Source organism: Pseudomonadota bacterium (assembly GCA_040752895.1).
Classification (GTDB): Bacteria; Pseudomonadota; Alphaproteobacteria.
In genome coordinates this window covers 41,020-60,115 of the sequence record JBFMHN010000002.1, presented here as the reverse complement: position 1 = coordinate 60,115, position 19,096 = coordinate 41,020, and the positions used below count along the sequence as shown (strand labels likewise).

The 19,096-nt window shown below is 67.2% G+C and carries 17 protein-coding genes; 10 read left to right on the top strand and 7 right to left on the bottom strand.

All coding sequences use genetic code 11. The features are described from left to right. The first annotated feature begins 11 nt into the window (after window positions 1-11). Window positions 12-944: an acetylglutamate kinase gene (gene argB / locus AB1781_04035; GenBank protein ID MEW5703742.1), complete on the top strand. Its 933-nt coding sequence runs from the start codon at window positions 12-14 to the stop codon at window positions 942-944. On the opposite strand, the gene AB1781_04030 is transcribed toward argB, so the two are convergent. Both AB1781_04030 and AB1781_04025 read right to left on the bottom strand, forming a co-directional pair. Next, window positions 941-2,569 carry a DUF2336 domain-containing protein gene (locus AB1781_04030; protein MEW5703741.1) on the bottom strand — a complete coding sequence of 543 codons (1,629 nt, stop codon included), beginning with the start codon at window positions 2,567-2,569 and terminating at the stop codon, window positions 941-943. The two genes, argB and AB1781_04030, sit on opposite strands and share 4 nt — an antisense overlap. Further along, the gene (locus AB1781_04025; protein MEW5703740.1) at window positions 2,566-4,260 is read right to left on the bottom strand and encodes a sensor domain-containing diguanylate cyclase; all 1,695 of its coding nucleotides are present in this window, start codon (window positions 4,258-4,260) and stop codon (window positions 2,566-2,568) included. The genes AB1781_04030 and AB1781_04025 overlap by 4 nt, the downstream gene beginning before the upstream one ends. 166 nt (window positions 4,261-4,426) lie before the next feature. Between AB1781_04025 and AB1781_04020 the strand changes: the two genes are divergently transcribed. From AB1781_04020 to dapE, 3 genes are all read left to right on the top strand, one after another. After that, window positions 4,427-5,119 (top strand): pyrimidine 5'-nucleotidase, encoded by a 693-nt coding sequence (locus tag AB1781_04020; GenBank protein ID MEW5703739.1) that lies wholly within the window; start codon window positions 4,427-4,429, stop codon window positions 5,117-5,119. 92 nt (window positions 5,120-5,211) lie between these two features. Next, on the top strand, window positions 5,212-6,066 hold the full coding sequence (gene dapD, locus AB1781_04015; protein ID MEW5703738.1) for a 2,3,4,5-tetrahydropyridine-2,6-dicarboxylate N-succinyltransferase: 855 nt from the start codon (window positions 5,212-5,214) through the stop codon (window positions 6,064-6,066). Further along, the gene (gene dapE / locus AB1781_04010) at window positions 6,063-7,217 is read left to right on the top strand and encodes a succinyl-diaminopimelate desuccinylase (GenBank protein ID MEW5703737.1); all 1,155 of its coding nucleotides are present in this window, start codon (window positions 6,063-6,065) and stop codon (window positions 7,215-7,217) included. Before dapD ends, dapE begins: the two co-directional genes overlap by 4 nt. 9 nt (window positions 7,218-7,226) lie before the next feature. Here dapE and truA read toward each other — a convergent pair whose 3' ends face one another. From truA to def, 3 genes are read right to left on the bottom strand one after another with little or no spacing between them, the layout of a single operon-like run. Continuing rightward, the gene (gene truA, locus AB1781_04005; protein MEW5703736.1) at window positions 7,227-7,964 is read right to left on the bottom strand and encodes a tRNA pseudouridine(38-40) synthase TruA; all 738 of its coding nucleotides are present in this window, start codon (window positions 7,962-7,964) and stop codon (window positions 7,227-7,229) included. Continuing rightward, window positions 7,961-8,914: a methionyl-tRNA formyltransferase gene (gene fmt / locus AB1781_04000; protein ID MEW5703735.1), complete on the bottom strand. Its 954-nt coding sequence runs from the start codon at window positions 8,912-8,914 to the stop codon at window positions 7,961-7,963. Before fmt ends, truA begins: the two co-directional genes overlap by 4 nt. Then, window positions 8,911-9,432, bottom strand: a complete 522-nt coding sequence (gene def, locus AB1781_03995; GenBank protein MEW5703734.1) for a peptide deformylase — start codon at window positions 9,430-9,432, stop codon at window positions 8,911-8,913. The genes fmt and def overlap by 4 nt, the downstream gene beginning before the upstream one ends. Window positions 9,433-9,485: 53 nt before the next feature. On the opposite strand from def, the gene rmuC reads away from it, so the two are divergent. The 6 genes from rmuC (at window position 9,486) to lpxK (ending at window position 16,807) form a co-directional block, all read left to right on the top strand. Further along, window positions 9,486-10,562: a DNA recombination protein RmuC gene (rmuC, locus tag AB1781_03990; protein ID MEW5703733.1), complete on the top strand. Its 1,077-nt coding sequence runs from the start codon at window positions 9,486-9,488 to the stop codon at window positions 10,560-10,562. A gap of 5 nt (window positions 10,563-10,567) precedes the next feature. Next, a complete protein-coding gene (locus AB1781_03985; GenBank protein ID MEW5703732.1) occupies window positions 10,568-11,911 on the top strand; it encodes a TldD/PmbA family protein in 1,344 nt (447 codons plus the stop codon). 75 nt (window positions 11,912-11,986) lie between these two features. Continuing rightward, window positions 11,987-13,783 carry an ABC transporter transmembrane domain-containing protein gene (locus tag AB1781_03980; protein MEW5703731.1) on the top strand — a complete coding sequence of 599 codons (1,797 nt, stop codon included), beginning with the start codon at window positions 11,987-11,989 and terminating at the stop codon, window positions 13,781-13,783. Between the two features lie 3 nt (window positions 13,784-13,786). Continuing rightward, the gene (locus AB1781_03975) at window positions 13,787-14,533 is read left to right on the top strand and encodes a lysophospholipid acyltransferase family protein (GenBank protein MEW5703730.1); all 747 of its coding nucleotides are present in this window, start codon (window positions 13,787-13,789) and stop codon (window positions 14,531-14,533) included. Continuing rightward, window positions 14,530-15,828, top strand: coding sequence for a 3-deoxy-D-manno-octulosonic acid transferase (locus AB1781_03970; protein MEW5703729.1), 1,299 nt, complete (start codon window positions 14,530-14,532; stop codon window positions 15,826-15,828). The genes AB1781_03975 and AB1781_03970 overlap by 4 nt, the downstream gene beginning before the upstream one ends. Then, the gene (lpxK, locus tag AB1781_03965) at window positions 15,821-16,807 is read left to right on the top strand and encodes a tetraacyldisaccharide 4'-kinase (GenBank protein ID MEW5703728.1); all 987 of its coding nucleotides are present in this window, start codon (window positions 15,821-15,823) and stop codon (window positions 16,805-16,807) included. Before AB1781_03970 ends, lpxK begins: the two co-directional genes overlap by 8 nt. Here lpxK and AB1781_03960 read toward each other — a convergent pair. Next, complete coding sequence (locus AB1781_03960) at window positions 16,790-17,650, bottom strand: M23 family metallopeptidase (protein ID MEW5703727.1); 861 nt, start codon at window positions 17,648-17,650, stop codon at window positions 16,790-16,792. The genes lpxK and AB1781_03960 overlap by 18 nt on opposite strands. Beyond that, the gene (xseA, locus tag AB1781_03955; GenBank protein MEW5703726.1) at window positions 17,647-19,053 is read right to left on the bottom strand and encodes an exodeoxyribonuclease VII large subunit; all 1,407 of its coding nucleotides are present in this window, start codon (window positions 19,051-19,053) and stop codon (window positions 17,647-17,649) included. Before xseA ends, AB1781_03960 begins: the two co-directional genes overlap by 4 nt. Between the last annotated feature and the right edge of the window lie 43 nt (window positions 19,054-19,096).

The following is a 19,096-nucleotide window of genomic DNA, read 5'->3' as shown; positions in this document are numbered from 1 at the left end:
AGTGCCGCACCATGACGGAGAAAAAAACCGAGCAGAAAGCAGCACAAAAATTCGAGGTCAACCCCAAGTGGCTCGCCCAGGCGAAGACGCTTTCGGAGGCGCTGCCCTATATGCGGCGCTACGCCGGCGAAACCTTCGTCATCAAGTATGGCGGCCACGCGATGGGGGATCCGGAGCTGGCCAAGCTTTTCGCCCGTGACGTCGTCCTGCTCAAGCAGGTCGGTATTCATCCCATCGTCGTGCATGGCGGCGGGCCGCAGATCGGCGAGATGCTGAAGCGGCTCAAGATCAAAAGCGAATTCGTGGACGGGCTTCGCGTCACGGACAAGGAAACCGTCACGGTCGTCGAGATGGTGCTGGCCGGCAACATCAACAAGGAAATCGTCGCGGCGATCAACGCGGCCGGCGGCAAAGCGGTGGGCCTTTCCGGAAAGGATGGAAATCTGATCCAGGCGAGAAAATTGCAGCGCACCCAGCGGGACGCGGATTCGAACATCGAAAACGTTCTCGATCTCGGCTTCGTGGGCGAACCGACCCACGTGAATCCGGAAACGCTCGTCTCGCTCGTTAAATCCTGGATCATCCCGGTCATCGCGCCGATCGGCATCGGCGCGGATAGCGAGACGTATAATATCAACGCGGACACGGTGGCGGGTGCCGTCGCGGCGGCGGTGGGCGCGACGCGCCTGCTTTTATTGACGGACATCGTCGGCGTGCTCGACAAGCAAGGCGCGCTCATCCCCGAGATGACGGCCAGCGCCGTTGAAACCGCCGTGGCCGATGGCACGATTCACGGCGGCATGATCCCGAAGGTCGAAACCTGCCTGGCGTCGGTCCGGGCGGGGGTGGGCGCCGCCGTCATTCTGGATGGGCGCGTGCCGCACGCGCTGCTGCTTGAGATCTTTACGGAACACGGCGTCGGCACGTTGATCGAGGCCGGCTAGAGGATCGAGGCCGGCTTTTTCGGCCTCGGCGCGGCCGGGTCCATCCCTTCCTTCAACGCTTCTTCCAAGCTTGCCGCGGTTTCGGCTTCGCCGGTCGCGCCGATTTCTTCTTGTTCTTCTTGCGTATCCCCCCTATCCCCTGCCGCCCCGTCGGCCGGCGTTTCCCGCGCCCAGTCCGGCTCGGCGACCTGCGACCGGGCAGGCCGCCTTGCCGCCCAGTCCGGCTCGACCGCGCGCCGGACCGGCCGTGCGGCGCCGTCCATCGACCAATCCGGGTCGATGGGGCCCGTGCGGCGTTTTGCGTCTTCGGGCGTTTGGTCCGGCGGCGGTTCGTGCGCGCTCGTCGGCTGCTCTTCCGCGGGTGTCCGGTCCGGCGCCGGTTGGAAGGAATCGAGCTGGAGGCGCATGGCGTCCTCGCTCATCGGGTAGGCGTCCGACTCGACGCTTAAGGCCTCCGTCGGCGGGATATGGGCAAGGCGCGTCTGGATACGGGAGGCCAAGCGCGCGCCAAGCCCCGCCTTCCAGCTGAGCGCGGCGACGGCAAAGGCGTTGCCCGCGTTCAAGACGCGTTCGGCGATCTTGGCGGGAATCCGGCCGAGCACGGCCAGGGCTTCGGTGACGAAGGCGTGCTGGCCGGCGCCTAAGGCCAGGGCGACCGCTTTTTCGTCGAGCGCGCCTTTCGCATGGAGCTTGCGGACTTCCTGCGCGATACTTTCCCGCGTTTCGCTTTCCGCGTCCCCCGCGTCCCCCTCTTCGACTTCTTCCTTCCGGACGCGGGCATGCAAGGCGGCGGCGACCAGTTTTGCCGTCTCCGGCTCCAGATCGCCGCGTTTTTGCATCGTCTGAAGAAGCGAGACGGCAAGGAAATCGGTCAGCTTTCGCAGGATGCGTGGCGGCAGATGCGGCCGGCGGGCGAGGGGTTCGTGCCAGGACCGCACCCCCGGCGCCTTGGCGACGATGCGGTCGAGGGTTTCTTCCCGGATTTGCGCCACCGGGTTGGCGAGAAGGGCGGCGATCGCCGGGACGCTTTCCATATCGACGATGGCGTCCGAGACGGGTTCCGACACGCCGTTCCGGCGGGCGATCGCGGCGATCGCTTCTTCCACCGGGCCCGCGGCGAGGATCGCCAGCAAGTCCGCCTCCGTCAGCAGCGGCGAGAATTCGAGGACCGGCATGGCGACCTCGATCGCCGGGTCCTGAGCCAGCCGGCGAATGACGTCGGCCGGTGCCTTCGCCGTCGCCTTCAGCTCCTCGGCCAGCATCCGGCGGACGTGCGGCAGACGGTCCTGCATGAGGACCTCGAGCACCTCTAGGGTTAAGTCGCGGGCCCGGTCCCGGGTGTCCTCCGGCAGGTTCGGCACCAGGCGGCCGATCTTGCGGGCGAGCCGCTGGCGGACGTCGTCGTCCGTGTCGCGCGCCAGCAGGAGGTCCGCCTTGACCGGGGTGGTCGCGTTGGCGGCGATCGCCGCCCGCACCTCTACGTCCGCGTCTTCCGCCAGGTAGTAAAGAACTTCCGGGCGGACGTCGGCGCGCGCGGCAAGCTCGCGGCGGACGCGCGGGTCCTCGTCGCGGGCCAGGGCCTTCGCCTTCTCGTAGCCGATTTTCGCGGGCCCCAGCCGGTTCATTCCGCCTTCTCCTGCGCCGCATCGGCGAGGACGTAGCCGCCCTTGCCGCCGCGTTTCGCCCGGTACATGGCGGCGTCCGCCCGGTTCAGGAGATGGTGCAGGTTCTCCGGGTGGTCCGGATCGAAGACGGCGATCCCGATCGAGAAGCCGAGGGGGGCGTCCACCCCGCCGGAAAAATCGGCCAGCGCGGCCGCGCCCTCAAGCAGGGCGGCGGCCTTTTCCCCGGCCGCCTTCGCGTTCGTGTTTTCCAGCCACAGCGCGAACTCGTCCCCGCCGTGGCGGGCGAGGAGGTCGCCGCTGCGGGTGTTTCGCAGAAGGATTTCACCGACCTTCTTGAGGGCGGCATCGCCCGCGCCATGGCCGCGGCGGTCGTTCGCCTGCTTGAAATTGTCGAGGTCGAGGTAAAAAAGGGCGGCCCGCTCCCGGCCTTGCGCCACGCGCGCGAAACGGCGATCGAGTTTCTCGTGAAAGGCGCGTCGGTTGAGAAGGCCCGTCAACGCGTCCGTCGTCGAAAGACGAAGCAGGCGTTGGTGAACGGCGATCTGCTCATTCGCGATGCCGATCTGGTCGGCGACGCCGGCCAGCAATTCCTTGTCCTCTTCGCCGAAGGGTTTGCCCTTGCGCCACAGGCTTACCGCGCCGTTTCGCCGCTTGCGGTAGCAGGTCGCGAGCACGAGGCCGTGGCCGTGGCCGACTTCCTCGAAGAGGGCGGGGGCGGGCTCGTGCGGGTCTTGGCTGGCCAGGGCCTCGTCTTCGAAGGCAGGGGCTTCGCCTTCGATGGCGCCTTGGCGGAAGCGGCCGGCCTCGTCCAGGGTAAGAATTCGGCAGCCGTCGGCGTTCGCCGCGTGCGCGATGGCGGTCGCCGCCCGCGCCAGCATCGCGTCCGGCGCGACCTCGTCCCGGATCGTCCGCACGAGAAAAAGAAGCAGGCGTTCCCGGTTCTGGAAGCGGGCAAGCGCCATCTGATGCAGGCGGGCCTTCGTCACGTCCCGGCATGTCCCGCGGGCGCCCGACCAGACGCCCTCCGCATCGAATATCGGCTGGGCCGAGATCGCGAGGGCAACCGCCTCGCCGCTTTCGCTCTGGAACCAAAGCTCGACCTCCTTCACTTCCCGGCGCGTGGTGAAGGGAAGGGCAAACCCGGTCTCCGCCGCGTCGAAAAGCAGTTCCGCCGCGCCGCGCCCGATGAGCGCTTCGGCATCGAACCCAAGGGCGCCCTTCGGCGAGACGAAGGCGAAGGTGCCGTCGGCCGCCGTCTCCCATACGAAGTCGCTCGCCGTCTCGACGAGCGCCTTGTAGCGCTGGCGCGATTCGATCAGCGCTTTGCGCAGGTTGCGGTCCAGCGTGACGTCGGTGGCAAGGACGAGGACAAGGTTGTCTTCCGGCAGGGGAATGAGCGAAAGCTCAAGCGCGGCTTCGCCACTGCCTTCGACGCGCTGGACCTCGACGTGCCGCGCCACGCCAGCCAGAAAGGTTTCGCGGATGAGGGTGGCGAGCTCGGCCGCGCTTCCCGCCGAAAGAATGCCGGCCTGCGGGTTGGCGCGCAGAATCTGCCCCGCGCCGTCGGCCAGCAGCGCCGGGAAGGTCGCACCCGCCATGGCGCCGCCGTCCTCGAACAGGGATAGCAAACGCGCCGCCGCCGGACTGGCCCGCGGCGCGTCGGGTAACCTTGATGCAAGCGGTCCGCTCATTCGGCGTCGCCCTCGCCTTGCTTGTTTTGGAACGTCGGCTTATCTCTTGGGGGAATCTTAAGAAAGGGTGGTTAAGGAACCCTTCAGGCACGGCCCTTCCACCGGCTCCTCAAGCGCCTTGGGGGCGGCAAGCCTTGGGGCTTTAAGGGTTCCGCCGCGAAACGCCATGGATGTTCCGTTACCCCGCCGCCGGCCGCCGGCCCTTGAAGACGTCGAGACATGGATTTTCGATCTCGACAACACGCTTTACCCGGCGGACTGCGGTCTCTTCGCGCAAATCGATCGCAAGATGAAGGCATTCATCTGCGATCTGCTCGGCGTCGGGGAAGACGAGGCGCATCGCCTTCAGAAGGAATACTTCCATCATTACGGCACCACCCTGCGCGGCCTGATGCAGCATCACGAGGTGGACCCGGCCGGCTATCTCGACTACGTCCACGCCGTCGATTTTTCGCCCGTTCTGGCGAATCCCGATCTGGATGCGGTGCTGGAAAAACTTTGGGGCAGGAAGTTCATCTTCACGAACGGTCCCGCCACCCATGTGGCGGAAGTGCTCTCCAGGCTTGGCGTGGCGCGGCACTTCGACGACGTCTTCGATATCGCCGCCGCCGACTTTCTTCCCAAGCCGGAGCCCGAGGTCTATCGCCGCCTGTTCGACCGCCACGGAATCGAGCCCGCCCGGGCGGCGATGATTGACGATTTGCCGAAGAACCTGGCGCCGGCAGCAGCGTTCGGCATGGCGACGGTGTGGCTGCGCACGCCGGAGGGTTCGGTGGACGCCGCTTTGTGGGAAGCGCACATCCACCATGTCGCCGACGACCTTGTCGGATGGTTGGAGACGGTCACCGGCCGTCCTTGAGGCGTGGCGGGCGAGGTGCTGTTGACAGGGGAAGGGGGCTGTCCCATCTTCGCCGCCGGTGTGGCGCCCGACCAAAAAGCGAGGAAACCCAGATGGATATTCAAGCCCTTGAGCGCGACATCGACGCCGCCTGGGAGATGCGCGCGCAATTGTCGCCGAAGACCAAGGGAAAAGCCGTCGAGGCCGTCGAGGCGGTGCTGGCGGCGCTGGATTCGGGCGCGCTCCGCGTCGCCCAACGGACGGCCGCCGGCTGGCAGGTCAACGCGTGGCTGAAGAAAGCGGTCCTGCTTTCCTTCCGGCTGGCCGACATGTCCCCCATCCCCGGCGGGCCGGGAATGGAGGGTCAGGCGGCGATCTGGTTCGACAAGGTACCCTCGAAATTTGCCGGCTGGGATGAAAGACGTTTCCGCGAGGCGGGCTTTCGCGCCGTGCCGGGCTGCATCGTCCGGCGTTCCGCCTACATCGCCCCCGGCGTCGTTTTGATGCCTTCCTTCGTGAACGTCGGCGCCCATGTCGGCGAAGGCACGATGGTGGACAGCTGGACGACGGTTGGCTCCTGCGCGCAGGTGGGGAAGAACTGCCACCTTTCCGGCGGCGTCGGCATCGGCGGCGTGCTCGAACCCTTGCAGGCCAGCCCCGTCGTCATCGAGGACAATTGCTTCATCGGGGCGCGGTCGGAGGTGGCGGAGGGCGTTATCGTCGAGGAAGGTGCCGTGCTGGCGATGGGGGTCTATATCGGGGCCTCGACGAAGATCATCGACCGCGTGACCGGCGAAATTTTTTACGGTCGGGTGCCGGCCTACTCCGTCATCGTGCCGGGCGCGCTGCCCGGTGCGCCGCTCGCCGACGGCAGGCCCGGCCCGTCGCTGGCCTGCGCGGTGATCGTCAAGCGGGTGGACGAGCGGACACGGTCGAAAACCTCGATCAACGAGCTGCTGCGCGAATGACGACTTCCCTCGACGTAGTGGCGCTTGCCCAAGCCCTTATCCGCTGCCCGAGCGTGACACCGAAGGACGAAGGCGCGATCGGTGTTCTCGAGGACGCCCTCCGGCCGCTTGGCTTCCGCTGCCGCAGGCTTGCCTATTCGGACGCGATGGAGACGGTCGAGAACCTTTATGCCAAGGTGGGCGAGGGTACCCCTCTTTTCTGTTTTGCCGGTCACACGGACGTCGTGCCGGTCGGCGACGCCGCCGCCTGGTCGGTGGCGCCCTTCAAGGCCGAGATCGTGGACGGCTTTCTCTATGGCCGGGGTGCTGTCGACATGAAGGGCGCCGTCGCCGCCTTCGCCGCGGCCGCGGCCGCTTTCCTGAGCGAACGGCGCGGCGACTTTCGCGGTTCGATCGCGCTGCTCATCACCGGCGACGAGGAGGGCCGTTCCGTCAACGGCACCCGCAAGGCGCTGGAAACGCTGATCGGCGAAGGGGAACGCTTCGACGCCTGTCTGGTCGGCGAGCCCACCAACCCGCAGACCCTTGGCGAGATGATCAAGATCGGGCGGCGCGGCGCCCTCAGCGGCAAGCTCACGGTGCGGGGCGTGCAGGGCCACACGGCCTACCCGCACCTGGCCGACAACCCTATCCCGAAAATGCTGCGGCTGCTGGCGGCGCTTCTTGGCGAACCTCTCGATGCGGGAAGCGCCCATTTCGAACCGTCGAACCTGCAGATCACCAGCCTCGATGTCGGCAACCCGGCGACCAACGTGATCCCCGCAAAGATCGAAGCCAGCTTCAACGTGCGCTTCGGCGACACCTTCACCGCCAAGCGCCTGGAGAAGCGGCTGCGGCAAGGCCTCGATCGGGCGGGCATCGCCTACGACCTCGAAATCTGGGTGACGGGCGAAGCCTTCCTGACCGAGCCCGGGGCCTTGAGCGGGCTCGTCGCGGATGCCGTCGCGGCGGTGACCGGAAAGACGCCGGCACTCGGCACCGCCGGCGGCACGTCGGATGCGCGCTTCCTGAAGGACGCCGGCCCCGTCGTCGAGTTCGGACTCGGCGGCAGCACGATGCACAAGGTGGACGAACGCGTAGCCCTTGCCGACCTCGAAGCGCTGACCAAGATTTACCGCAATGTTCTCGAAAAATTTTTTGCCGGTCGGTAACGCGCGCATTCAGTAGCACACGGCGCGCAGATAAAGCCCTTCCGCCGGCGCCGTGGCGCCCCCTTCCCTGCGATCGCACGCGGCCAGCGCCGCCGCGACGTCGGCTTTCGTCCACCGCCCTTCGCCGACCTGCTTCAGCGTGCCGACCAGGATGCGCACCTGGTTGTGGAGGAAGGAGCGCGCCTCGGCGTGCACGCGGATCTCTTCGCCTTGCCGTTCGACGGCAAGTCTGTCCAGCGTCTTCACGGGCGACGCCGCCTGGCAGAAGGTCGAGCGGAAGCTCGTGAAGTCATGCTTGCCGATCAGCGCGCCCGCCGCCTCCGCCATGGCGTCCGTGTCGAGCGGCGTTCCCACCTGCCAGACGCGGCCGCGTTCGAGGGCGGGCGGCGCCCGGCGGTTGAGGATGCGGTAGAGGTAGTGCCGCGCCTTGGCTGAGCGGCGGGCGTCGAAAGCGGCGTCCGCTACTTCTGCTTCCAACACGGCGATCGGGTGCGGCCTAACCAGCGCGTTCAACGCGTCGCGGATGGTGGCCGGCGGGAAATCGCGCGCCAGATCGAAATGGGCGACCTGGCCAAGGGCGTGCACGCCGGCGTCCGTCCGCCCGGCGCCGTTCACGGTGACGTGCTCGCCCGCCAGGCCGAAAATGGCGTCCTCGATCGCTTCCTGTACGGCGAGGCCGTTCGCCTGGCGTTGCCAGCCGACGAAGGGCCGGCCGTCGTATTCGATGGTGATTTTGTAGCGGCTCATGGCGCGACGGCGCCGGCCGGAACAGCAAGCCGGGTGCCGGCCGGGATGGGATGGCCGCGCAGGAAGGCTTCCCCCGCGAGGGGCGCGCGCCCGGCACGCTGGAGGGTGAGGATGCGGATCGCCCCTTCGCCGCAGGCGACCGTCAAGCGGTCGTCGAGCACGGTGCCGGGCGGCTTCGCGGCAGGCGCTTCGCGGGCTTCCGCCGCCAGCACCTTGACGCGCTCGCCGCCGAGCAGAAACCAGGCCCCCGGCCACGGATCGAAGGCGCGGACGCGGCGGTGAAGTGCCGCCGCCGTCCTTCGCCAGTCGAGTTCGCCTTCGGCGCGGTTGAGCTTCTCGGCGTAGGTAACGCCCGCCGTCGGCTGGGGTCGCGCTTGCAGCGCGCCACGGCTCAAGCCTTCGAGGGTCTCCAGCATGCAATCGGCGCCAAGGGCGGCCAGGCGCGTTTCCAGGCCGGCCGCGGTTTCGGCCGCATGGATCGGGGTTTCCGCCTGCAGCAGGATGGGGCCGCTGTCCAACCCCTCGTCCAGCCGCATGATCGTCACCCCGGTCATGGCGTCGCCCGCCAGGATGGCCCGCGGAATGGGGGCGGCCCCCCGCCAGCGGGGCAGGAGAGAGGGGTGGAGGTTGAGGCAGCCGAGCCGCGGCGCTTCCAGGAACGCCTTCGGCAGCAGAAGGCCGTAGGCGACGACCACCGCAGCGTCGAGTCGCAAGCCTTGAAAGGCGCTTGCTTCCGCCTCGCCCTTCAGGCTGGTCGGCATGCGCAGCGGAAGCCCATGTTCTTCCGCGAAAGCCTGGACAGGGGAGGCCTGCACCTTCTGCCCGCGGTCGCGGGGCTTCGGCGGTTTCGCATAGACGGCCGCGATCGCGTGCCCCGCCGCGATCAACTGGCGAAGCGTCGGAAGCGCGAAGTCGGGGGTGCCCAGGAAGGCAAGCGTAAGGGGGTTCATCCGGCGATCGCCTGCGCCCTTTTCAGCTTGGTAAGCTTGCGCAGGATGATGTTGCGCTTGAGCAGGGAAAGGTGGTCCACGAAAAGAACGCCGTCGAGGTGGTCCATCTCGTGCTGGAGGCAGGTGGCAAGCAGCCCTTCCGCCGCGATCTCCCGAATCTCGTTTTCGCAATCCAGGTAACGGACGCGGACCTTCGTCGGGCGGGCGACGGGCGCGAACTGGTCGGGCAGCGAAAGGCAGCCCTCCTCGAAGACGGCCTTGTCGTCGGAGGCCCAGAGAATCTCCGGATTGGCCATTTTCAGGGGGGATGGCGTTTCCCCTTCGCGCGCAACGTCGACGACGAGAACGCGTTTCGCCACCCCGACCTGGGGGGCGGCAAGGCCGATGCCGGGGGCTGCGTGCATCGTTTCCAGCATGTCGTCCATCAGCCGGCGGGTCGCGTCGTCCACGCCCTCGATCCGCCGCGCCTTGACCTTCAACCGCGGGTCCGGCGCTGTAATGACTGGTAAAATCGCCATGATTCAGCATACCTCTTTTGTGAAGCCGCGCCAATTTGGGTAGGATGGCCGGCATGGACTTAACGCTTCTGCTCGTCCTTCTGCTGGGGCTTGCCGCCGGCGCCCTTACGGCCCTGCTCGTGCAGCGCCGCGGCGGCCTGGCCGGGCTCGAGGGCCGGCTCGACCAGATCGCGCAAACCGAAAGCGAGGCGCAAAGCCAGCTCGCCCGGCGCCTGCAGGAACAGGAGCGCGCCATCGGCGAGCGGCTCGATCAGGTTTCCAGGCGGCTCAACGACGGGCTTACGCAATCGGCCGAGAAGGCGACCAAAACGATGACCGACCTGCAGACGCGGCTGGCCGTCATCGACGCCGCCCAGAAAAACATCGCCGAGCTTTCCAGCCAGGTCGTGGGGCTGCAGGACATCCTGTCGAACAAGCAGGCGCGCGGCGCCTTCGGGGAAGTGCAGTTGCAGGATATCGTGCGCGGCGTGCTGCCGGCTTCCGCCTACCGTTTTCAGGCGAGCTTGAGCAACGGCAAGCGGGTGGATTGCCTGATCGAGCTTCCGAACCCGCCGGGGCCGATCGCGATCGACGCGAAATACCCGCTCGAAGGGTACCGCGCGCTTTTGCAGGCCGGGACGGAAACCGAAAAGAAACAGCGCGCCCGCGAGTTCAGCCAGGCCATCCTCAAGCACGTAACCGATATTGCCGAACGCTACATTCTCCCCGGCGAGACGGCGGATTCCGCCCTTCTCTTTCTGCCGAGCGAAGCGGTCTATGCCGAGCTCCACACGAACTTCCAGGACGTCGTCGATCGAGCCTACAAGGCGCGGGTCTGGATCGTCTCGCCGACGACGCTGTGGGCGACGCTGACAACGGTGCGCGCGATCTTGCGGGACGTGCGCATGCGCGAGCAGGCCCACGTAATCCAGAAGGAAGTGATAGCGCTGCTGGCCGACGTTGGGCGGCTGGACGGGCGCGCGGATAATCTGCAGAAGCACTTTCAGAGTGCCGAGAAAGATCTCCGGGAGATTCGCACCTCGGCCGAGAAGGTGACGAAGCGGGCGGAGCGTATCGTCGAGCTGGAGGTCGAGGAAAGCGGTGAGACGCTCGCCCCGCCGGAACCCGCCAAGCCTCGTCTCGTGGAGTAACGATCATGGCCGCCGTCCCGGACGCGATGGGCTTGCTGGAAGCCGCGATGAAAAAGGCCCGCGCCCTTGGCGCGAGCGCGGCCGACGCCCTGCTCGTCGAACGGGCGAGCCTTTCGGTGCCCTACCGGCTCGGCCGTTCGGAAGGGGTGGAGCGGGCGGAAAGCACGGATCTCGGCTTGCGTGTCTTTGTCGGCAAGCGACAGGCCATCGTCTCGACGACGGACCTTTCCAAGGCCTCCCTCGAGACGCTGGCGGAACGCGCCGTCGCCATGGCGAAGACGGCGCCGGAGGATCCCTTTTGCGGCTTAGCCGAGCCGGCAGCGCTCGCTCGCGACATCCGCGATCTCGATCTTTGCGACGGGTTTGAGCCCGCCGTCGAGGACCTGCTGAAAAAAGCGCGCGCGGCGGAAGGGGCGGCGCTTGCCGTTGCGGGGGTAACGAACTCGGAAGGGGCGGAGGCAGGCTTTCGGCGTAGCCGCGTGGCGCTGCTCGCCACGAACGGGTTTTCCGGTGCTTACACCACTACCCATTTCGGCCTCTCCGTCTCCGTGCTTGCCGGCAGCGGCACAGGCATGGAACGCGATTACGAATTTACCAGCGCCCGTTACGCGCAAGACCTCGAGCCGCCGGAGACGGTTGGCAGGAAAGCCGGTGAGCGGACGGTTCGCCGGCTGCGCCCGAAGAAGCTGCGATCCGCTACCCTGCCCATCGTCTATGAGCCGAGGGTCGCGGGCAGTCTGCTTCGTCATTTCGCCGGCGCCATCAACGGCGCCGCGGTTGCCCGGGGCACGAGCTTCCTGAAAGACGCCATGGGCACGCGCGTTTTCGCGGCCGGCTTGCGGATTGTGGACGATCCCTACCGTCGGCGTGGTCTGGCTTCGCGGCCCTTCGACGGCGAGGGGGTGGCCGGCGCGCGCCGCGCCCTCGTCGAGGACGGCGTCCTCGCAAGCTGGCTCCTCGATCTTCGTTCGGCCTGCCAGCTCGGCCTGGCGACGACCGGGCATGCCAGCCGGGGCATCTCCTCGCCGCCGCAGCCGGCTTCGACGAACCTCTATCTCGAGCCGGGAAGCGTCAGTCCCGAGGCGCTCCTCGGGGACATCCCGCAAGGCTTCCTGGTGACCGAGCTGATCGGCATGGGCGTGAACGGCGTGACCGGCGACTACAGCCGGGGTGCGGCCGGTTTTTGGGTTGAGCGGGGCGAGATCGCCTACCCGGTCAGCGAGGTCACGATCGCCGGCAATTTGCGCGAGATGTTCCGGAACGCCACCCCGGCTGACGACCTTGTTTTCCGGTTCGGGACCGACGCGCCGACCCTGCGGATCGACGGCATGACGGTGGCCGGCCTCTAGCGTGCCGCGGACGGTGGCCGGAGCTGCCGGAGCGTGCTATCTTTTGCGCCGCAAAATCCACCGATAGCGCAGGCCATGTCTTCTTCTCTTCCCAAGCTGAACGAAACGACGCAGGCGCTCGTGCGCAGGCTTTTCCGGGAGAATATCCGGCCCTATCTCGGCCGGCTCGTCGCCGCCGGGGCAATGATGTTCTTGGTCGCCGGGGCGACGGCGGCGAACGCCTGGATCATGCAGCCGGTCCTGGATGACGTTTTTCTAAAACACGACAAGCGGATGCTGATCCTCGTGCCGGTCGCCATCCTGGTCATCGCGGCGGTCAAGGGATTCGCAACCTATGGCCAGGCGGTGCTGATGAACTTCGTCGGCCAGCGGATCGTCGCGAACATCCAGGTTCGCATGTACGCGCATCTGATTCGGGCGGACCTTGCCTTCTTTCACGGCGCGTCCACCGGCACGCTGATTTCCCGCTTCACCCATGACCTCCAGCTTCTGCGGGCGGGAGTCGCCAACGCGCTGACCGGGATGGTGAAGGATTCGCTGACGCTCATCTTTCTCATCGGCGTCATGTTCTACCAGGACTGGTTCCTTGCCCTTTTCACCTTCTTCATCTATCCGGCTGCCGTCCTTCCGATCGTGCGGATCGGACGCCGGATGCGCAAAATCTCGACGGGCATGCAGCAGGCGGTCGGCGGAATGACCGCGCTTCTGGACGAAACCTTCCAGGGCGTCCGGCACGTCAAGGCCTATGGCATGGAAAGCTATGAAACGGGCCGTGCCGCGGACATTGCCGAGAACATCTTCCGCCTGGCTTTCAAATCCACGCGAGTCCGCAGCATCGTCCAGCCGGTGATGGAGTTGCTGGGCAGTTTCGGGATCGCCTTCGTTGTCTTCTACGGCGGCAGCCAGGTCATCACCGGCGCGACGACGTCGGGTGCCTTCTTCTCGTTCATCGCGGCGCTTCTGATGGCCTACCAGCCGATGAAAAGCATCGCGAATTTGAACGCGACCCTGCAAGAGGGCCTGGCCGCGGCGGCGCGCGTCTTTGCGCTGCTCGACCTTGAGCCCGCGATCGGGGATCGGCCGTCCGCCAAGCCGCTTAAGGTGACCGGAGCGGCGATCTTTTTCGAGGACGTGCATTTCGCCTATGGGCGGGAAAGCCCCGCCCTGCATGGCATAACCCTGGCCGTGCCGGCCGGCCGGACGGCCGCCCTCGTCGGGCCCTCGGGCAGCGGAAAATCAACGATCCTGAATTTGATTCCGCGCTTCTACGACGTTGACCGGGGCCGTATCGCGATCGACGGTCAGGATATCCGGGACGTGACCATGGCGAGCCTGCGCTCGGGGATCGCGCTTGTCAGCCAGGAGGTCGGCCTGTTCGACGATACCGTGCGCGCGAACATCCTCTATGGGCGGCCCGACGCGGCGGAGGACGAAGTCGTCGCGGCGGCGAAGATGGCCGCCGCCGATGAATTCATCCGCGAACTTCCCAAGGGCTACGATACGGTTATCGGCGAACAGGGCGTCAAGCTCTCCGGCGGCCAGCGCCAGCGCATCGAGATCGCTCGCGCCATGCTTCGCAACGCGCCGATCCTGCTTCTGGACGAGGCGACGTCGGCCCTCGACACGGAATCGGAGCGCCAGATCCAGACCGCCCTGCGCGTGCTGAAAAAAGGCCGCACGACGCTGGTTATCGCCCATCGGCTTTCCACCATTCAGGACGCCGATATCATTTATGTCATCGATCGGGGCCGGGTCGTCGAGCAGGGCTCGCACGCCGAGCTGATGGCCCGGAACGGGACGTATGCAAGACTCTACGCGCTCCAGTTCGCAGAAGAGACGGAGACGGCGAGCCGGAACCTGGCGCAGGCGTGATCGGTGCAGTTTCGCAAGCGAATCATAGGTCTTAATTTCGTTCAGCGGTTTCTCGGCGCGCTGATCGCGCTTTATATCTTCTGCGTCTATCGAACGGGCCGCTGGTCGGTCGCAGGGGAAGCGCACCCGAAGCCCCTGTGGGACGCGGGCAAGCCTTTCATCGTTTGCTTCTGGCATGGGCGGATGCTTCTCATGCCCTATGCGTGGCAAAGCAATCAGCCCTTCGTGCAGCTGAACTCCGGTCACCGGGACGGCATCATCAGCATCCGCGCCCAGGCGCATTTTGGAATCCGCACGGTCATAGGCTCGGCCACCGCCGGTGCCATGAAGGCCTTTCGCGGTCTTCTGAAGACGATTCGCGCCGGTAAGACGATCGGGATCACGCCGGACGGTCCCCGTGGGCCCCGGATGCGGGCGAAGCCCGGCATCGTGGTGATCGCGGGGTTGGCCGGCGTGCCGATCCTGCCACTCGCCTTCTCGGCCGAGCGCGGCCGGATGCTGGCCTCCTGGGATCGTTTCTTCGTCCCTTTCCCCTTTTCTCGCGGGCACTTCGCGTGGGGGGAGCCCATTTACGTGCCGAAGAACCCGGATGAAGCGACCGTCGAGCGGCTTCGCCAACTGGTCGAGGACAGGCTATACGCGCTTACCCTTGAGGCCGATGCGACATACGGCCACCCGCCGATCCCCAAGGCGGACCCCGGCGCGGCGAAGAAACCGAAGGCCGTTCTTCGGGCGGCGGCGGAAGAATGAGCGCGTTTTTCCTCTACCGCGTCGCCACGGTGCTGGCCGCCCCGACCGTCCGCTGCTACCTGCGCTGGCGGATGCGGCGGGGAAAGGAACACCGTGCGCGCCTTCCGGAACGGTTCGGTTTCACCGCCGTGCCGAGGCCCGAGGGGCCGCTTGTCTGGGTGCATGCGGCAAGCGTGGGGGAGGCCCTTTCCGTTCTTCCGCTTATTCATCGGCTGCGCCGCGAAGCGCCCGATCGCTGTTTCCTCGTCACGACCGGCACCGTCACCTCGGCGGCGCTGATGGGCGAAAGGCTGCCCGACGGCGCTATCCACCAGTTCCTTCCAGTCGATCTGCCGATGGCGGTGGACCGTTTCCTCGACCATTGGCGCCCGGCCCTTGTGTTTTGGGTCGAATCGGAATTCTGGCCGAATTTCCTGCAAGGAATCGCCGCGCGCGGTCTGCCCGCGGTCCTTCTGAACGCGCGGCTTTCGGACCGTTCCTTTCGCGGCTGGCGGCGGACCCGCGGTTTCGCGCGCGCACTCCTGAAGACCTTTCGCCTCGCCCTCGCCCAGAGCGAGGAGACGGCTTCGCGGCTGCGCGCGCTGGGGGCCGGGAATGTGGTTTGCGTCGGCAATCTCAAATACGCCGCCGAGACGCTGCCCTTCGATGCGAAGGCGCTGGCTGACTTGAAGGCGCGGCTGGAAGGAAGGCCGGTCTGGCTGGCGGCCAGCATCCATCCCGGCGAGGACCGTCTGGCCGGGGCCGTTCATCGCACGCTCAAGGCGGCGCATCCGGGGCTGCTCACGCTTCTCGTGCCGCGGCATCCGGATCTCGGCAGCAAGATGGCCGCCCGCCTTCAAGGCGAGGGCCTGCGGGTGGCGAGGCGCGCGGCCGGCGAGGCGCCGGATGCCGCCACCGACATCTATCTCGCCGATACGCTGGGCGAGCTTGGCCTCTTCTACCGCCTGAGCCCGATTGCCTTCGTCGGCGGCTCTCTTGTTCCCCACGGCGGCCAGAACCTATTGGAGCCGGCCCGGCTCGGTTGCGCGATCCTGCACGGGCCCCACGTCGAAAACTTCGCCCCCATCGCGCGCGCCCTGAAGGCGGCGGATGGCGCCATCGAGGTCGTGGACGGCGACGCCTTGGCGGTGGCCGTCGACCGGCTGCTCAAGGCGCCGGCGGAGGCCCGCCGGCTGGCGGCGGCGGGGGCGGCGCGGGCCGCCAGCGAAGCGGGCGTCCTCGACCGCGTCATCGAACGTCTCAAGCCCTACCTCGAAGGTCCGATCCCGCCGCGAGCGGAAGCCCCCCATGCATAGCCCCGCCTTCTGGGCAAAGGGCGGGTGGCTTCCTTTCGTGCTTGGCCCCATGGGCCTTCTCTGGGGTTTGGGCGGGTGGCTCCGCCGGGCCTTTATCAAGCCATACCGGGCAGCCATACCCGTGATTTGCGTCGGCAATCTGGTCGTCGGCGGCGCCGGAAAGACACCGGTGACCCTTGCGATTGCGCATCATCTTCGGGGCAAGGGGATCAACGTCCACCTGCTCGGCCGCGGGTATGGCGGTGAGTATGGCGATAGACTCAAAGGCCCTACCAAAGTGGATCCGGCCCGCCATCTTGCGGCCGAGGTGGGGGACGAGGCGCTGCTGCTGGCGGCGGCGGCGCCGACTTGGGTGGGAGCCGATCGGGCGGCGGCGGCGCGGGCCGCCGCCGCCGCCGGGGCGGCCTGCGTGGTCCTCGACGACGGCTTCCAGGACCCCTCTCTCGAGAAGGACCTTTCCCTCCTCGTCGTGGACGGCGCGTACGGTTTCGGCAATGGCCGGGTCGTCCCGGCGGGACCCTTGCGCGAGCCGGTGGCGGCGGGCCTCCAGCGTGCCCAGGCGGTCGTCCTCGTGGGGCAGGACGAAGCCGGGGTCGGAGAGAGCCTTGCCGGCCAGGGCCGGCTGCTGCGGGCCCAGTTGGTGCCGGCTTCCGACATGGCGGAGCGGCAGGGCGATCGCTTCCTTGCCTTCGCCGGCATCGGGCGGCCGGAGAAATTTTTCGCGAGCCTGCGAAAGGCCGGCTTTACCCTGGCGGGGACGCGCGCCTTTCCCGACCACCACGTCTACCGCCGCGAAGAAGTGGAGGCGCTGGTTCGCGACGCGGAGAGCCTTGGCGCCCTCCCGATCACGACGGCAAAGGACGCCGTCCGCCTGCCGGAAGACTTCCGCGACCGCGTCATCGTCTTCCCCGTCCGTCTCGTCTGGCAAGACGTGGATGCCGTTGAGACGCTTCTGCGGCCCCTATTCCGCAGCCCCTGAGACGGCCGCTTCCGGCCTCGGCATGGGGCCTGCGGCAAGCTCGGGGTCGAGGGGGACCCCAAGCCAGCTCATCCCCCAATGCAGATGCGGGGCCGTTGCCCGGCCGCTGGCGCCGAGCGCACCGATCGGGTCCCCCTTCCGCACGCGACGACCCGCCGTGACGTCGATGCGGTCGAGATGGGCGTAGACCGTAAAAAGCCCGTGGCCGTGATCGAGCAGCACGGTCTTGCCGGTAAAAAAGAGATCCGGGTAGACGTCGGCGACGGTGCCGTCCATCGCGGCTGCCACCGGCGTTCCCTTGGGGGCCGCGATGTCGGTGCCGGCGTGCGGGCTGCGCGGCTCGTCGTTCAGGATTCGCAGGCTTCCGAAGACGCCGCTGACCCGTCCCAAGACCGGCCAGGCGACACCGCTTTTGAAGAAAGACCCAGCGCTGTCCGCTTCGCGGGCTCTGGCCAGGGCGGCGCTTTCCTCTTGGATGCGCTTGAGGTCGGCCGGGGGAGGCGTGACGAGGCCCTGCGGCAGGTCGTTCACCCGCTCGACGGGAAATTCCCTGGGAGCTATGGCGAGGGCAAGCGCGCCTTCCGCTCCGTCGGGCAGGCGATAGGCAAGCCGGGCCTTAAGTGCGGCGTCGCGGCCGAAGCCGATCACGAAGTCGCCTTCCCTGGAAAGGCGGACGGCTTTGCCGTCGAGGTGAAGCGTCGCCCCGGGCGGCGCCTTGCCCATAACCAGGCCGCCTTGCGCGAAGGCCCCTTCGAAACGAAAGTCCGGCTCGGCGAAGGCAACGCGCGGGGCGAGGGCAAGAAGAAACACAAGGCAAAGGGCAGGCACCGATCGCGCAATCAAAAAAGGTCTCCCTGTTCGGTCTTGCGGGGGCGTTTTTTCGACGGCGTCCTTTCGATGGCGGCACCCACCTCGCCGTCGCCGAAACGAATCCCGACCACGAGGCCGGGCGTTGTCTGGCGGACCGAGGTGATGGGCTCGCCCGCGGTGTCGCGGACAAGGGCGAAGCCGCGCTTGAGCACGCGCGTATAGGAAAGGCTTTCGAGCAGGCGGCCCTGTTCGGCCAGGCGTTGGGCGCGCGCGTTCAGGCCTTCCCGGCCGGCCGCCTTCAAGCGGTGGCCGGCGAAGGCAAGCTCGCTTTCTATCTTGAGGAGCCGCTCGCCGGGGTGGGGAAGTCCGCGCCCCAAACCGGCGAGATGCGCGGTTCGGGAAATCAGCGCCTTCTCCATCGCGTTCTTGAGGCGGTCCGTCCACTCATCGAGGCGGAGCGCCGCCATCTCGAGGAAGGATTTCGGGTCCACGAGGCCGCGGGCGAGCGCCTTGAGATGGGCGCGCTGCGTCTCCAGCCGGCGAGCCGTCGCGCCTCCCAGCCGGCGGGTACAGTCGAGCACGTATTCAATAAGCTCGGCCCGCACCGGCACCGCCATCTCGGCCGCGGCCGAAGGGGTCGGCGCGCGCCGGTCGGCGGCGAAATCAATGAGTGTCGTGTCCGTCTCATGGCCGACCGCCGAGATGAGCGGAATCTTCGAGGCCGCCGCGGCGCGCACGACGCTTTCCTCGTTGAACGCCCACAGGTCTTCCAGGCTGCCGCCGCCGCGGGCGACGATGAGAAGGTCCGGCCTCGGAATCGCCCCCTTCTTCGGCAGTTGGTTGAAGCCCTCGATGGCGGCGGCGATGGCACTCGCGGCGCCTTCGCCCTGGACGGCCACCGGCCACAGAAGGACGGGCCTTGGGAAGCGGTCGTTCAGCCGGTGCAGAATGTCCCGCAGCACCGCCCCGGTCGGCGAGGTGATGACACCGATCCGCTCCGGCAAATAGGGCAAGGGCTTCTTCTTGGCCGGGTCGAACAGGCCTTCGGCGGCGAGCTTCTTGCGGCGTTCCTCGAGCAGCTTCAAAAGCGCGCCTTCACCGGCGAATTCCATCTCCTCGACGACGATCTGGTAGCGCGAGCGGCCGGGGTAGGTCGTGAGCCGGCCCGTGCAGATGACCTCGAGCCCGTCCGCCGGTTCGGCGCCAAGCCGCGTGCCCCGCCAGCAGACGGCGTCCAGCACCGCCTTCTCGTCCTTCAGCGCGAAATAGAGGTGGCCGGACGCCGCGCGCTTGAAGCCGGAAATCTCGCCGCGTACCCGGACCCGGCCGAAGGCTTCCTCAACGGTGCGTTTGAGGGCGAGCGCGAGTTCGCTTACGCTATATTCATATTCTGCAAGGCCGGGCTCGTTCCCCGCCGCGGGTGGATTGTCCATCATGGGTTCGGATGATACCAAGGAGCCCGGTTTCGCGAAACGCAAA